The 15,995-nt window shown below is 34.4% G+C and carries 13 protein-coding genes; 8 read left to right on the top strand and 5 right to left on the bottom strand.

Translation table 11 applies throughout. The features are described 5' to 3' along the window. Window positions 1-16 precede the first annotated feature (16 nt). The 3 genes from mscL to CLV90_RS10705 are packed head-to-tail and all read right to left on the bottom strand — an operon-like array spanning window position 17 to window position 5,005. Window positions 17-445: a large-conductance mechanosensitive channel protein MscL gene (gene mscL / locus CLV90_RS10715; protein ID WP_133687478.1), complete on the bottom strand. Its 429-nt coding sequence runs from the start codon at window positions 443-445 to the stop codon at window positions 17-19. An 8-nt stretch (window positions 446-453) separates the two neighbouring features. Next, window positions 454-3,114 (bottom strand): DNA gyrase/topoisomerase IV subunit A, encoded by a 2,661-nt coding sequence (locus tag CLV90_RS10710; protein WP_133687477.1) that lies wholly within the window; start codon window positions 3,112-3,114, stop codon window positions 454-456. Window positions 3,115-3,139: 25 nt separating this feature from the next. Further along, window positions 3,140-5,005 carry a DNA topoisomerase IV subunit B gene (locus tag CLV90_RS10705; RefSeq protein WP_133687476.1) on the bottom strand — a complete coding sequence of 622 codons (1,866 nt, stop codon included), beginning with the start codon at window positions 5,003-5,005 and terminating at the stop codon, window positions 3,140-3,142. A 237-nt stretch (window positions 5,006-5,242) separates the two neighbouring features. Between CLV90_RS10705 and CLV90_RS10700 the strand changes: the two genes are divergently transcribed. Further along, window positions 5,243-6,148 carry a DnaJ C-terminal domain-containing protein gene (locus CLV90_RS10700; RefSeq protein WP_133687475.1) on the top strand — a complete coding sequence of 302 codons (906 nt, stop codon included), beginning with the start codon at window positions 5,243-5,245 and terminating at the stop codon, window positions 6,146-6,148. A 1-nt stretch (window position 6,149) separates the two neighbouring features. Then, the gene (locus CLV90_RS10695) at window positions 6,150-6,443 is read left to right on the top strand and encodes a chaperone modulator CbpM (protein ID WP_133687474.1); all 294 of its coding nucleotides are present in this window, start codon (window positions 6,150-6,152) and stop codon (window positions 6,441-6,443) included. Here the strand turns inward: CLV90_RS10695 and ychF are convergent. After that, window positions 6,440-7,534: a redox-regulated ATPase YchF gene (gene ychF / locus CLV90_RS10690; protein ID WP_133687473.1), complete on the bottom strand. Its 1,095-nt coding sequence runs from the start codon at window positions 7,532-7,534 to the stop codon at window positions 6,440-6,442. The two genes, CLV90_RS10695 and ychF, sit on opposite strands and share 4 nt — an antisense overlap. 202 nt (window positions 7,535-7,736) lie before the next feature. Here ychF and CLV90_RS10685 point away from each other — a divergent pair, with 202 nt between their 5' ends. Genes CLV90_RS10685 through CLV90_RS10670 form a run of 4 tightly spaced genes read left to right on the top strand, consistent with a single transcriptional unit; the run spans window position 7,737 to window position 13,332 of the window. Further along, complete coding sequence (locus CLV90_RS10685) at window positions 7,737-8,315, top strand: RNA polymerase sigma factor (RefSeq protein WP_133687472.1); 579 nt, start codon at window positions 7,737-7,739, stop codon at window positions 8,313-8,315. A 57-nt stretch (window positions 8,316-8,372) separates the two neighbouring features. Further along, window positions 8,373-9,386 (top strand): FecR family protein, encoded by a 1,014-nt coding sequence (locus CLV90_RS10680; RefSeq protein ID WP_133687471.1) that lies wholly within the window; start codon window positions 8,373-8,375, stop codon window positions 9,384-9,386. 15 nt (window positions 9,387-9,401) lie between these two features. Beyond that, window positions 9,402-12,503 (top strand): TonB-dependent receptor, encoded by a 3,102-nt coding sequence (locus CLV90_RS10675; RefSeq protein ID WP_279586549.1) that lies wholly within the window; start codon window positions 9,402-9,404, stop codon window positions 12,501-12,503. A 58-nt stretch (window positions 12,504-12,561) separates the two neighbouring features. Continuing rightward, window positions 12,562-13,332: a class I SAM-dependent DNA methyltransferase gene (locus CLV90_RS10670; RefSeq protein WP_133687470.1), complete on the top strand. Its 771-nt coding sequence runs from the start codon at window positions 12,562-12,564 to the stop codon at window positions 13,330-13,332. Here CLV90_RS10670 and CLV90_RS10665 read toward each other — a convergent pair. Further along, a complete protein-coding gene (locus CLV90_RS10665) occupies window positions 13,316-13,666 on the bottom strand; it encodes a 4Fe-4S dicluster domain-containing protein (protein ID WP_133687469.1) in 351 nt (116 codons plus the stop codon). The genes CLV90_RS10670 and CLV90_RS10665 overlap by 17 nt on opposite strands. Window positions 13,667-13,755: 89 nt before the next feature. Between CLV90_RS10665 and CLV90_RS10660 the strand changes: the two genes are divergently transcribed. Then, complete coding sequence (locus tag CLV90_RS10660; protein WP_133687468.1) at window positions 13,756-14,826, top strand: acyl-CoA reductase; 1,071 nt, start codon at window positions 13,756-13,758, stop codon at window positions 14,824-14,826. Between the two features lie 64 nt (window positions 14,827-14,890). Next, window positions 14,891-15,955 (top strand): 3-phosphoserine/phosphohydroxythreonine transaminase, encoded by a 1,065-nt coding sequence (serC, locus tag CLV90_RS10655; protein ID WP_133687467.1) that lies wholly within the window; start codon window positions 14,891-14,893, stop codon window positions 15,953-15,955. Window positions 15,956-15,995 lie beyond the last annotated feature (40 nt).

The following is a 15,995-nucleotide window of genomic DNA, read 5'->3' as shown; positions in this document are numbered from 1 at the left end:
TAATTAAACAGTTTAATTACTTTTTATTTTTAAGTATGGCGTTTTGCTCTTTCAATAGCTGCTCCATACTAGATAACAAGGCAATATTTTTAGGGGTTTCCACCTCTTTGTTTGTTGGATCTTCAGATTTCTCTTTAAACCTATTTATAAATTTCACCATAACAAAAATGGTAAAAGCTATAATTCCGAAATCTATTAATGATTCTATTAACTCACCATATCCTATCGCAACTTCTTCTATCGCACCATCGGCTTCTCTAAGAATCCATTTTTTATTTGAAAGATTAACATCATCTGTTAATAATGAAAGTGGCGGCATAATAATAGCAGAAACTATGGTACTTACAACTTTATTAAATGCAGTGCCAATTATGATACCGACGGCTAAATCAATCATATTGCCCTTAACGGCAAAATTCTTAAACTCTTCAAAAAAATTTTTCATAACTCTGACTAATCAAATAATGTTGGTTCACCTGCAGATGCACCATCTTCACCTTTAGAATTCTCAGCATCATCACCAGATGCTAAAGATTCTTCATCTACAACTTCAATATTTTCAACTTCTTCAGGAACCTCTGGTTCAAATGGCAAAGGATCAAGAAGATTGATATTTTTAACCTTTTCAGTAATAAACTGGTTACCTAAAGCTTTAATACCCTTAACCGATATAAAATCTTCAACATCAACAGATTCATTATCCTTAGCTTCTTTACCTCTAGGCTTAGGAAATTCAATTTCAACCATTGGTTTCCAGTCTGTAGAAACAAGCTCTAAGTATGATTTTGGATGTTCAGAAATAAACAATTCCTCTTTATTTTCGTTTTCTATCAAGAATCTTTTAATATAAAAACGCTCCTTTTCTCCTTCCCAGTAAATAGCAGAAATAGGTTTTTCTGGAATCCATTTTTCTAACACAATCATGTCATCATCAAAATGAGAGGTCAATACGGGAAGAAATGTTTTAGCTATTCCTTTCTGATTGATAACTAATATTAAATCATCTCCCTTAAATTCTCCAAGCAATTCTCCTCTTCCATCAACATTTAACCTTCGAACAACGTCATCAAACCAAATTTTTCTAGGCTTAAGAGTAGAAACCCCTTTCTCTTTTAATTCTATTCGCTTAACAGAATACTTAGTAACAATATTTCCTTTAGAGGCTCTTCCTTTAATAAGTACATCTGAAAAATCAATATCCCATTTCAACTTCTTAATGCTACCAACCTGACGAAGTAAAACAGTTATCACTTCAGCCTCACCATTAGGGTTAGCTGTAAAATATAATACTTGAGATCCAGCTTTACCTGTAGTCAAATCATAAACCCGATCTCTGGTTATGCTGGTAACGTTAAAGCGCTTTATGTAAGTAGGACCGCCTTTACCATCCTTATAGACCAAATTATACGTAGTACGCTTATCTTTTTTCTTAAAAACAGCAACATAAATGATGCCCTTACCTACAAAAATTTTGGAATCAACCTTTGACACCATCATTTGACCATCGCCGGTAATGACTATAATATCATCTATATCGCTACAGTCGGTAACATACTCGTCTTTCTTTAAAGAAGTACCAACAAAACCTTCTTCTCTATTGACATAGAGTTTGGTATTTCTAATAGCAACTTTAGTCGCCTCAATATCATCGAAAACGCGAATTTCGGTTAAACGACCTCTGTCTTTGCCGTAAGTTTCCTTAAGATTTTTGAAGTAGTTTATTGCAAATTCAATGAGATTAGCCAAATGATGCTTGACTTCCGCAATACGTTCTTGCAAACTCTCTAAATATTGCTGAGCCTTATCTAAATCGAATTTTGAAATTCTCTTTATCCGTATTTCGGTAAGCCTGGTAATATCCTCCTCGGTAACCGCTCTCTTCAGGTGCTTTGTAAATGGCGCCAAACCTTTGTCGATTGCAGCTATTACACCCTCCCAAGTTTCCTCTTCTTCAATATCTCGATAGATTCGATTCTCAATAAAGATTCTTTCAAGTGATGCAAAGTGCCATTGCTCCTCTAATTCCCTAAGCTGAATTTCAAGCTCTTGCTTCAATAATTCTACTGTAGAATCGGTAGATCTTCTAAGCATTTCTGTGACCCCGATAAACAGGGGCTTATTATCTTCAATAATACAACCTAGTGGAGAAATAGAAGATTCACACGCTGTAAAAGCATACAATGCATCGATAGTTCTATCTGGTGAAATACCTGAAGGAAGATGAATTAAAATTTCAACATCTGCGGCAGTATTATCTTCAATTTTCTTGATTTTTATCTTGCCTTTATCATTGGCTTTTAAAATAGAATCAATTAAACTACCAGTATTAGTACCGTAAGGTATCTCATTGATTATTAATGTATTCTTATCTAACTGAGATATCTTAGCTCGCACCCTAATTTTACCACCTCTGAGTCCGTCATTATAATTCGTGACATCTATAATACCTGCGGTCGGAAAATCTGGATAAATTTTAAATCTCTGTCCTTTTAAATGTTTTATAGAAGCATCAATAAGCTCAATAAAATTATGAGAAAGTACTTTGGTGGACAGACCAACAGCAATACCCTCTGCACCTTGAGCTAATAATAAAGGGAATTTCACAGGTAAATTTACGGGCTCTTTTTTTCTGCCATCGTATGAAGCTTGCCACTCTGTAATTTTGGGACTAAATATAACTTCTAAAGCGAATTTAGAGAGTCTTGCTTCAATATATCTTGACGCAGCAGCCCTATCACCTGTCAGAATGTTACCCCAGTTACCTTGCGTGTCGATTAAAAGGTCTTTCTGGCCAATCTGCACCATGGCATCTGCAATACTGGCATCACCATGCGGGTGATACTGCATGGTATGACCAACTACATTAGCCACTTTGTTATAGCGACCATCATCAAGCTCTTTTAAAGAATGCATAATACGACGTTGCACAGGTTTGAATCCGTCTTCAATAGCAGGTACCGCTCGTTCTAATATTACATAAGAAGCGTAATCTAAGAACCAATCTTTATACATGCCAGATACCCTGGTTAATGCATCAGATGAATCTGTATGTTCATTATTCTCTTCGGAAAGGTTTTCGTTTATTTCCTCGTTCAAATCGTCATTTTCCTCCATTAAGAAGCAATCGTATTAATCTAGTTTATACTACTTTATCTTCAATTATATCTACTTCAACTTTAAGGTTGTTGATAATAAATTTTTGTCTATCAGGTGTGTTTTTACCCATGTAGAAACTTAATAGCTCTTCAATGGACATTGCCTTATCTAGCATAATGGGCTCTAACCTAATATCATCACCAATAAAATGTCTAAACTCATCTGGTGATATTTCACCCAATCCTTTAAATCGAGTAATTTCAGGTTTACCGGTCAGTTTGTTAATTGCCATTTGACGCTCTTCATCACTATAACAATAAATAGTTTCCTTTTTATTACGAACCCTAAACAAAGGAGTTTGCAAAATATAAAGGTGATTTTCTTTTATCAACTCAGGAAAAAACTGCAAGAAGAAGGTAATCAATAATAAGCGAATATGCATACCATCGACATCGGCATCGGTAGCGATTATAATATTGTTGTAACGCAAGTCTTCAATGGATTCTTCGATATTTAAAGCAGCCTGTAAAAGATTAAACTCTTCGTTTTCGTAAACAATCTTTTTAGACATACCGTACGAATTCAGCGGCTTACCTTTTAAACTAAATACCGCCTGTGTATTTACATCTCTAGACTTTGTAATAGAACCCGATGCAGAATCTCCCTCAGTAATAAACAAAGAAGTCTCTAATCTACGATCATGTTTTATATCACCTAAATGCACCCTACAATCGCGAAGCTTTTTATTATGCAGACTAGCTTTCTTAGCTCGATCGCGCGCCAATTTTCGTATACCCGAAAGCTCTTTACGCTCCTTCTCTGCCATCATGATCTTACGCTGAAGCTTTTCGGCAGTATCAGCATTTTTATGAAGATAGTTATCTAAATATTTACCAACGAAATCATTGATATAAGTTCGTACCGTAGGGAAATTACCTCCCATATCGGTAGACCCTAATTTGGTTTTGGTCTGACTTTCAAAAACCGGCTCCATCACTTTAATGGAAATTGCAGAGATTATAGATTTTCTAATATCTGATGCATCATACGTTTTGCCATAAAAATCACGTATTGTTTTTACTATAGCTTCCCTAAAAGCAGCCTGGTGTGTACCACCGTGCGTTGTATGCTGACCATTAACGAAAGAATGATATTCCTCGCTATACTGTGTTCTACTATGTGTAATGGCAACTTCTATATCTTCCCCTTTTAAATGGATAACAGGATAAAGCATATCATCCACATTATTATTATCCTCCAAAAGATCTTTAAGTCCGTTTTCAGAATGAAATTTCTCACCATTAAAAACAATAGTCAATCCTGGATTTAGGTACACATAGTTTTTAAGCATGCGTTCTACATACTCATTTCTATATTTGTAATTTTTAAAAATGGTCTCATCAGGTATAAAAGTAACCTTAGTACCCTTTCTTTTGCTCGTTTCTTCTGGTCCTACTTCATTTTCAAGATTACCAGAACTAAACTGTGCCGTTTTTAACTGATTATCTCTAGAGGACTGCACTTCAAAAAAGCTGGACAATGCATTTACTGCTTTGGTACCTACCCCGTTTAAACCTACAGATTTTTTAAAGGCACGACTATCATACTTACCACCGGTATTCATTTTAGAAACTACATCAACTACTTTACCAAGCGGTATTCCACGACCATAATCTCTAACCTTGACCACTTTATCTTTAATAGATATCTCAATGGTCTTACCTGCACCCATTACAAATTCATCGATACAATTATCGATAACCTCTTTCAGTAGAATATAAATACCATCATCTGCAGAAGAACCGTCACCCAATTTACCGATATACATACCTGGTCGTAATCGGATGTGTTCTTTCCAATCGAGCGAGCGTATATTATCTTCAGTATATTGAGTAGTGTCTTGGGACATTTAAAAAAGTTTAAGAAAGTTGCGCTAAAGATAGCACCACTCGGTAAAAGATAAAACACCTACTTGTTAAAGTAATTAACAATAAATAAAGCTTCTTTGTTGATAGCTACAGTGAGTACAACATTTTTGACAGAAAAGAATCGGTAAAAAATTAGCAAAAAGTTTATTTAAAGAATGATTTACGTCATAGGAATACTTTATTGCTTTTTATATCTTTAAAGTAGATTTTGAATACTTATGGATTTTATCGATTATTACAAAATACTTGAAATTGACAAGAAAGCTTCGCAATCCGATATTAAAAAGGCTTATCGAAAATTGGCTCGCAAACTTCATCCAGACTTAAATCCGAATGACAAAAAGGCTCATGAAAAATTTCAACGCATAAATGAAGCGAACGAAGTTTTAAGCGATCCTGAAAAAAGAAAGAAGTATGACCAATATGGAAAAGATTGGCAACATGCCGATGCTTTTGAAGAAGCCAAGAGAAATCAACGTAGTTCAACATCTGGTGGTAGAAGAAACTATTCTGGTTCTGCAGGATCCCAAGAAGATTTTTCAGACTTCTTTGAGTCAATGTTCGGCGGAGCTGGTGAAGGTTTTGGTGGAGGAGGCAGACAGAGGTCATCACAATTTAAAGGCCAAGATCTAAACGCGACACTAAAATTGAACTTGCTTGACGTTCTTGAAGATCAAAAACAAACACTTGATTTAGGTACTAAGAAGATTAGAATAACCATACCTGCCGGTGTCGAAGACGGGCAAACCATAAAAATTTCTGGCTACGGAGGCGAAGGTTTAAATGGCGGACCAAATGGAGACCTATACCTGACCTTTGAAATTAACAATAACACCAACTTTCAAAGAGTAAAGAACGATTTGTATAAAAATGAATCTATCTCTTTATATGACGCCATATTAGGCAGTTCAATTGAAGTAGAAACGTTGACAGGAAAAGTGAAGCTAAAAGTAAAACCAGAAACCCAAAACGACACGAAAGTCAAGTTAAAAGGAAAAGGTATGCCTGTTTATAAAAAGAAGGGGGCAAATGGAGATTTATTTATTACCTATAAAGTGACCATGCCAACCAAGCTTTCAGATAAGGAAAAAGAATTATTCAAACAACTTTCAGAATTACGATAATATGGATTCAGAAAATTATATACAGATAGAATTATATTGCGAACAAACACAAACTCCATTAGAATTTATAGATGACCTTTTAGAGTTTGAAATGATCGAGGTGCAACGAATTGAAAATAAGTTGTACGTTCAATCGCACTTTATTACAGAAATAGAGCGCATATATAGATTACGAAAAGACTTAGGTATTAATATGGAAGGTATAGACACCTTAAACCATATGTTAGAAAAAGTCAACCGATTAGAACAAGAAGTAAGACTGCTAAGAAATCGGTTGACTATTTATGAATATTAAACGTTAAAACGGAAGTGCATTACATCGCCATCTTTAACGATGTACTCTTTACCCTCCACTTTCATTTTACCAGCCTCTTTAACTTTTGCTTCGCTACCGAAAGTTACATAGTCATTATAGGCAATAACTTCTGCCCTAATAAAGCCTTTTTCAAAATCGGTGTGTATAACACCTGCTGCCTGAGGTGCAGTTGCGCCAATAGGTATTGTCCAGGCACGAACTTCTTTGACACCTGCAGTGAAATAAGTTTCTAGGTTTAACAATTTATATGCTCCGCGAATAAGTTTAGCAGAACCAGGCTCTTCTAAGCCTAAATCTTCTAAAAACATTTGACGCTCTTCATAAGACTCCAATTCGGTAATATCAGCTTCGGTACCAACAGCTAAGAAAATTACCTCTGCATTTTCAGCAGCTACCATTTCTTTCACTTTATCAACATAAGTATTACCAGAAACCGCGGCATCTTCATCAACATTACACACATACATTACCGGTTTATCTGTAATAAACTGAAGGGGCTTAACAAACTCTAGTCTCGATTCGTCATCAATTTTGATGGCCCTAACAGAAGTACCTGTTTCTAGACCTGTTTTTACAGCTAACAATACAGCTTCCTCTTTTTGAGCGTCTTTATTACCCGTTCTAGCAGCTCTTTTAACTTTCTCTAATTTCTTATCAACGGTCTCCAAATCTTTCAATTGAAGCTCCATATCTATAGTTTCTTTATCTCTAATAGGGTCAACACTACCATCGACATGCACAATATTATCATTGTCGAAACAACGTAATACATGCAAAATAGCATCGGTCTCACGAATATTACCTAGGAATTGATTTCCTAATCCCTCCCCTTTACTAGCACCTTTTACTAGTCCGGCAATATCAACGATTTCAACCGTAGCAGGCAAAACTCTTTCAGGATTCACTAACGCTTCTAATTTTTCTAAACGTGCATCTGGCACATTTACCACACCTATATTAGGTTCAATTGTACAAAACGGAAAATTTGCACTCTGCGCCTTTGCATTAGACAAACAATTAAAAAGTGTTGATTTACCTACGTTTGGCAATCCTACAATACCTGCTTTCATAATTACTAATATTTCGAGGGTGCAAAAATATAGTTTTTACTTCAACATTCTCTATTGAATTTTGAATGATTATTATAACATGGTTGAGTACAATATATTTATTTAAAATTCAATTATTTTAGACGGATGATAGTTAAAACCATAACTTTTAACATATTTTAAGAAATAATTCTTACATTGGCAGTAGAACTCATGAGAATATATGGAACTTCATTCAGATGAAACAATATGGTACTTCTTTAAAAAAGGCGAGACTAATGCTTTTAGTATCCTTTTTAAAAAGTATTATCCGCAGTTACATGTATACGGCTTAAAGCTGAGTAACAATCAAGAAATTACCGAAGATTGTCTTCAAAACTTTTTTATTCAACTTTTTGAGGAAAGAGAAAAAGAAACCACTATTAAGAACTTAAAGGCATACCTATTTGTATCCTTTAAACGAAGACTGATTAAACAATTACAAAAAAACCAGAATAATCTGCCAATATCAGAAGCACAACTCTTTAAAAACAATTTTACATTTTCAGCTGAAGAAATCTCTATTCACCAAGAGATACAATTTCTATGCACTTCTACCCTAGCCCACCTTATTAATAATCTATCTCCTAGACAAAAAGAGGTGTTATATTTAAAATATTATAGCGGAATGAGCAGCGCTGACATTGCTGAAGTTATGGATATGAACTACCAAAGCGTTTTAAATGTATTACAAAAGGCATTAATTAAACTTCGAAAATCATCTGAAAATCAACAGATTAAAAATATTTTGAAAAAAAGTTAACTGTAGTAGGGTATATTTTTGAGAATTACATCTCTTATATATGGAACACCTTACCAAATGGATAACAAAAATAAATTCGATTTAAATTATTTCTTGACGGATGCATCATTCGAGAATTGGGCACGAGGTATCAACAAAAACGATATAACATACTGGAATAATTGGATTCAAAATAATCCGGATTATGTAGAGACAGTAGAAAATGCTAAGGCTATAATAAACGGAATCAACTTCAACCAAGACTATCCTAGTAAAGAGAAAGTAAACGAAGTACTTTTAAGCATCTTACCAGAAATAAGGTTAGACTCCGTTTCAAATAAGAAACCAGCATACAAAAAGAAATCACACACCACATTACTAACTGCTGCTGCCGCAGTATTACTAGTGTTAATAAGCTGGACAAGCTACTCCTATTACACCAATGATTCTCAAACTGTTCATAAAACAAATTATGGAGAAATCATTGACTTAAAATTACCAGACGGAACATCTGTAGTGCTTAATGGCAATTCTGAAATATCTTATGATAAAGAAACCCCGAGATTATTACACTTAAAAGGGGAAGCATATTTTAAGGTAAAACCAATACCTAGTACAAATGCAAAATTTTGGGTAATAACAAATGACCTAAAAGTTGAAGTATTAGGTACACATTTTCATGTAAATACAAGAAAGCAAAAAACAAATGTAGTATTAGATGAAGGATCTATTCATTTGGAGTTCATAAATGGAGAAGTTACTAAAATGATCCCGGGTGAAATGGTATCATTTTCAAAAGAAAGTAAAAAGATAATTCATAAAAGAGTTGATATAAAAACCCCATATGCCCTTTGGCGAGGTGGCACATATGCTTTTAATGAAATACCACTTGAAGATGTCATGTTAAACCTTGAGCTTACTTACGGACTAGAAGTTCAATATTCATCGAACGAATTAAAAAAAATACCCATTTCAGGCGGTATTCCTAATCAGAATTTAAAAATATGTATCGCCGCTATAGAAAAGGCTACAGGAACAAGAATTATTAACAAAGGAAATATTTTACGCGTACTAGAAAACCCTATTTATTAACTAAACTATTTATTTATGAGAACAAACAAACTAGTGAGAATGCTGATTGCGGTGCTACTTTTTTCAAGTAGTATAAGCATGAAGGCTTCTAATGAAATTAAAGAAAACGTTACCCTGAGCGAGTTTCTTAATGAAATCAGTGCAAAACACGAAGTGTTTTTCACTTACAACCCTACACTGGTATCAACTACCAGTTTAAATCCTGAGGAATATAAATTCCCGGTATTAGATGAGATAATCAATAAATTGGAGCGTAAAACAAGTTTCGATTTTGAATATTTAGGTAACAAATATTATGTTGTTTATCATAAAAAACCAGAAAGAGCAAAAGTTCTTAAGGTTAACACGATAAACAATAATGGTATAACTGCCACGACACTTAATAAAGTTATTCAAAATTCAATTTCTGGTAACGTTACAGACAGTTCTGGAATGCCATTAGCAGGCGTAAACATTATAGAAAAAGGTACTACAAACGGTACTACTTCAGATTTTGATGGTAACTACACTATTAATGTAACCGATGATACAAAATTAGTATTTAGCTATATTGGTTTTGCAACTCAAGAAGTTTCTACAGCTGGTAAAACTACCATTAACGTACAACTTTCCGAAGGTATGCAACTAGATGAATTTATTGTTGTTGGATCACGTACTGCACCTAGAAGTAATGCAGACACTCCGCTACCAGTTGATGTTGTAGGTGTTAAAGAATTAACTTCTACAGGTCAGGTTACTTTTGATAAAGCGTTACAATACAGAATTCCATCATTTAACACGGTACAAACACCTGTAAACGATGCGACATCTTTATTAGACCCTTATGAAATTAGAAACATGGGACCATCTAGAACATTAATATTAATTAATGGTAAAAGAAAGAACTTAAGTGCACTTCTTTACACGCAAACCTCTCCAGGTCGTGGTGAAACAGGTGCTGATATTTCTGCTATACCAACAGATGCTATCAAAAGAGTTGAAATACTAAGAGATGGTGCTTCTGCTCAATACGGTTCTGATGCAATTGCAGGGGTAATGAACATTATATTAAAAGATACTCCTAACGATGGATCTGCAACAATTAGAACTGGTATTACATCTGAAGGTGACGGTGAAATGTTCGGTGTTGCTATAAACAATGGCTCTTCAATTGGAGAAGATAAAGGTTTCATAAACTACACAGTAGATCTTTCTAAAGTAAATTTAGCCAACAGACCAGGTACTGTTGACGCTGCAGGTGAGGCTGGTGATTTTGGAGCCGATATTGCAGACGTACAAGAGTTTTTAAGCAGAAACCCAGATGCTAATAACATAAATGGATCACCTGAAACAGCTGCTGCGAAGTTTTCTGTAAACATGGGTTACGATTTAAGTGAGAACACCAGTCTGTATGGTAACGCTGCTTACGTTTACAAAGCAGTAAATAGTTTTGCAAATTATAGAACTCCTTACTGGAGAACTGTAGATGATTTCCCTTATTTAGCAGACTTCTTCCCTGGTGACAATCCAAATACAGCTGGTGGTTACGACGGTTATGTTCCTACTTTTGAAGGTTTATTAAGTGATTATAATGCAACACTTGGTTTTAAATCTACTATCAATGATTGGAATATAGATGCTAGTTTCACTACAGGTGGAAACTCACAAACGTATAAAGTGAATCAGTCACACAATAGAAATATTGTTTATTCACCTTCTGTATTTATTGATGCAAACGGAAACGGTTCTGTTGATGACGGTGAAATTTCTGAAGGGTCAGAATTATACAGAGAAAATAGTCAGCAGTCATTCGATCCAGGAGGAACTAAATTCTCTCACAACGTAGGTAACATAGATATTTCAAGAATACTTTCTGACAAAGTTAGTATTGGACTTGGTGCTGAGTTTAGAACGGAGACTTTTGAAATCATCGAAGGTGAGCTTGCTTCTTACGATGGTGGTGGTGCCGATTCATTTGCTGGTGCTGCACCTCAAAACTCCGGTAAATTCAATCGTTACAATATTGGTGGATACTTTAGTTTAGATTATGATGTAACTGATGCTTTCTTATTAAGTGGTACAATTAGATCAGAAAACTATTCTGATTTTGGTAACGCTTTTGTTTACAAATTTAGTTCACGTTACAAGTTTAGCGACGCTTTCACTTTAAGAGGTTCTATCTCTTCAGGATTTAGAGCTCCTACGCTTCACCAAATTCACACACAAAAAGCACAATATAGCTTTATTCCTGGTCAAGGTATTCAAGTGGGTGGTTTAATCAACAATACCTCTACTCAAGCTAAATTATTGGGTATCGATCCATTAGACGCTGAAACTTCTCAAAACTTCACTGTAGGTTTTGGTGGTAAAGTAGATAAATTCAGCTATACTTTCGACTATTACAGTATTGCGGTAAAAGATCGTATTGTTCTTGGTACAGAAATCGGTGCTAGTGGCGATGCTGCAAATCCTTTAGATATTCTTTTAGCTCAAAACAACCTTTCTGATGTAAGTTTCTTTTCTAACGCTATAGATACTAAAACTTCCGGTATTGATGTTGTTCTTGGTTATAGAGGTCTTGAACTAGGTAATGGTACTTTAGATTTAAACTTATCGGGTAACTATACCATTCAAAATGAGCTTGACGGTGAAGTAAATGATATTCCGTTAGTAGCTAATTCTGGACAATCTGTATTTAACGATACTCAAGCTGCCTTATTATTCACATCTCGCCCAATAACGAAGTGGATTTTTGGAATCAACTACGATATTAACAAGTTCGGGTTTTCTTTGAATAACACTTATTTTGGTAAAACGAAGTTCCAACAACAAGGTTTAGATGAGAATTTATTCACTGAGTTTACACCAAAAACGGTTACTGATTTAGGGATTAACTACAGTGCTAGTGATAAATTGACTTTATCCTTAAACGTAAACAACATTTTCAATGTATTACCAGAATGGAGTTTCCAGTCTAAAAATGCTGCAGGAAATGCTATTTTAGCTGACCCAGCGCAGGTACAGAACCAATCTAACTTGATTACTTTCAACCAACGTTATTCTCAAATGACGTATGATGGGTATCATTTTAGCCAATTGGGTACAATGTTCAACTTATCATTGAATTATAAATTTTAGTTTGATTTAGTTTTATTTGCAAAAAGCTACCTATTTTTAGGTAGCTTTTTTTTGCATTATGAATAATTTATACGGAAAGAATCTCGCTTGGGTTTATGATGAAATATATCAAGGTTTTGTAGATTATAAAGCTGAGTATGATTTCTATAAAACCTTATGCAAAACGCATAATGCCATCTCAATTTTAGAAATTGCATGTGGCTCAGGTAATTTATCTGAATCATTTACCAGCGACTTTCTAGATTACACAGGTTTAGATTACAGTGAGGCAATGTTAGAAATTGCCAAGACAAAATATAAAAAGGGAAATTTTGTACAAGGTGATATGAGAAAGTTAAATTTCACCACTCTGTTTAGTACCATTCTTATTACAGGACGTTCAACAAGTTATTTAATTGAAGATATAGATATTCAAAACACTTTTAATTCCGTTCACAAAGCTTTGATACTTAATGGAATTTTCATTTTTGACTGTATCGATGCAGCGCATTTTATGCCATACATTTTAAAGAATAAAAAAATAATTCATTATTCTAGCGTCAATAATAAAACTTTTGAAAGAGCATCTATTTGGGAAAGACAAGAATCGACCAAAAGCCATTTAGTCTCTTGGAAATCAAAATACTACGAAACTAGCAAAAAAAATAAAATTCTAATAGGTGAAGATTCTGCTATATTTAGAACCTTCACACATCAAGAAATTCAAACAAATTTATTACTATCGAATTTCGAACTACTGCATACCATAGACAGAAAAACATATGCTTTTGACACTAAAGTATATGTCTGTCGAAAAATAACAAAGAATATAGCTATTCAGGATGCATAAAACGTTGCTTCGCCAAAAGCACTTCTTCAGTTTCTACATGGTCATCATCTGGCACACAACAATCAACCGGGCAAACGGCAGCACATTGTGGCTCTTCATGGAAGCCCATACATTCGGTACATTTATCTGGAGAGATATAATACACTTCATCACTTATCGGCTCTTGAACTTCATCTGCGTCAACTTCTTTACCATTAGGCAATACAACACCACCCTTTAAAGAGGTGCCATCACTGTAACGCCATTCATCAGCACCTTCATAAATTGCCGTATTCGGACATTCGGGTTCACAAGCCCCACAATTTATACATTCGTCAGTTATAATAATTGCCATAATTTCTTCTTCATTAAAATGCCCAAAAAAGAACGGGCATGCTTATTTTTGCACAAAGGTAATTCCTAGTGAATTAGTATACAAATATAATGACCCATAGCAACCTTAGTATAGAAGCTTTTGTTAAACTTGGAAATTTTCTAAGAACATTTTGTGAATTAATTGAAACAAACGCAGTTTCTGAACATTTAAATGACAAATGGATCGAACGTTTTAAAACTGAAGCCGAAAGAGCACAACATTATAATGGTTGGTTTTCTGAAGAAAACTGTGTTCATGCGTTTCAAGAATGGTCAAATGTATTAACCCGCAGCAATCTAGAAAATTGGTTAAATGGTTATGATATTGAGGCTAACGATGAAAAGACCATAGCACTAATCATGGCGGGCAATATTCCCTTAGTAGGATTTCATGACCTACTTTGTGTATTGGTTACAGGAAATAAAGCATTGGTCAAGCTATCTAGTAATGACCAAAAACTAATCCCGCTGCTAATTGATTACCTTGTAGAAATTGAACCTTTTTTTAAAGACAGGGTAACCTTTACAAAAGAAAAACTGGAAAACTATGATGCAGTAATAGCAACAGGCAGTAACAATACCGCGAGATACTTCGAGTTTTATTTTGGCAAAAAACCGAATATAATTCGTAAAAACAGAAATTCGGTAGCCGTTTTAAAAGGTGATGAGACTAGTGAGGAATTAACTGCTCTTGGTGAAGATATTTTTAGATATTTTGGATTAGGGTGTAGAAGTGTCTCTAAAATTTATATTCCGAAAGGATACGACATTGATACATTTTTTAAAGCTATGTTTTTACATAGCGATATTATAAACCATAATAAATACGCGAACAATTATGATTACAATAAAGCAGTTTATTTGATGAGCGAATTCAAAATTTTAGACAATGGTTTCTTGATTTTGAAGGAAGAAAAAAGCTTTGGCTCCCCTATCGCCTCTTTGTTTTATGAATATTACGAAGATTTACCTACATTAAAAACCATGTTAAAATCTGAAGAAGATAAAATTCAATGTATCGTATCATCCGGCTTTATAGAAAATGAAATCTCGTTTGGGCAAACTCAGAAACCGTCATTAAATGATTATGCAGATGGTATAGATACGGTTAATTTCTTGTTAAGTACATCATTGAATTAAATACGGTTCTTTACCTAAAATTCTTAAAAAATCCTGACATTTGCATCCTTAAATTACAAACAAAATGAAAAAACATAATTTTAGCGCTGGTCCTTGTATATTACCAAAAGAAGTATTGTTAAAAGCTTCTGAAGCGGTTATGGACTTCAATGGCTCAGGACTTTCACTTATAGAAATTTCACACAGAAGTAAAGATTTTGTTGCCGTAATGGAAAACGCAAGATCATTAGCATTAGAACTACTTGACCTTAAAGACAAAGGCTATCAAGCACTCTTTTTACAAGGCGGTGCAAGCCTAGAGTTTTTAATGGTTGCATATAACTTATTAGAGAAAAAAGCAGGTTATTTAAATACCGGTACTTGGAGCGATAAGGCAATTAAAGAAGCAAAATTATTTGGCGAGGTGGTTGAAGTAGGCTCTTCTAAAGATGAAAAGTTTAAATACATACCAAAAGGATATTCTGTACCAACGGGCTTAGATTATTTACACATTACATCGAACAATACGATATACGGAACTCAATTCAAGAAGTTTCCGAAAACCGATTGTCCGTTAATTTGTGATATGAGCTCAGACATATTCTCTAGGACTTTAGATTTCTCTCAATTCGACTTAATTTATGCCGGCGCACAGAAAAATATGGGTCCTGCTGGGGCAACATTAGTTGTCGTAAAAGAAGATTTATTAGGTAAGGTTTCCAGAAAAATTCCTTCAATGCTTGATTATCAAACGCATATATCAAAAGATAGTATGTTTAATACTCCACCGGTATTTGCCGTATATACTTCAATGTTAACTCTAGAATGGCTTAAAAATCTTGGAGGTATTGCTGCCATTGAAGAAGTAAATGAGAAAAAAGCCAGATTATTATATTCTGAAATAGACTTGAATCCTGTTTTTGAAGGTTATGCAAATGTAGAAGACCGTTCTTTAATGAATGCAACTTTCAATTTAACCGATGAAGTTTTAAAATCAACTTTTGACAACATGTTAAAAGAAGCAGGAATTAATGGTTTAAACGGTCATCGTTCTGTGGGAGGCTACAGAGCAAGCATGTACAATGCACTTTCTTTAGAAAGTGTAGGTGTATTGGTAGATGTAATGAGTGAAATGGAACGTAAAGGATAATCAATTTAATTTATTCGATTACGCTCCTTAGCACATTTAA

Source organism: Maribacter spongiicola (genome assembly GCF_004364165.1).
GTDB classification, from domain to species: Bacteria; Bacteroidota; Bacteroidia; order Flavobacteriales; family Flavobacteriaceae; genus Maribacter; species Maribacter spongiicola.
This window is presented reverse-complemented; position numbering and strand designations above follow the sequence as displayed.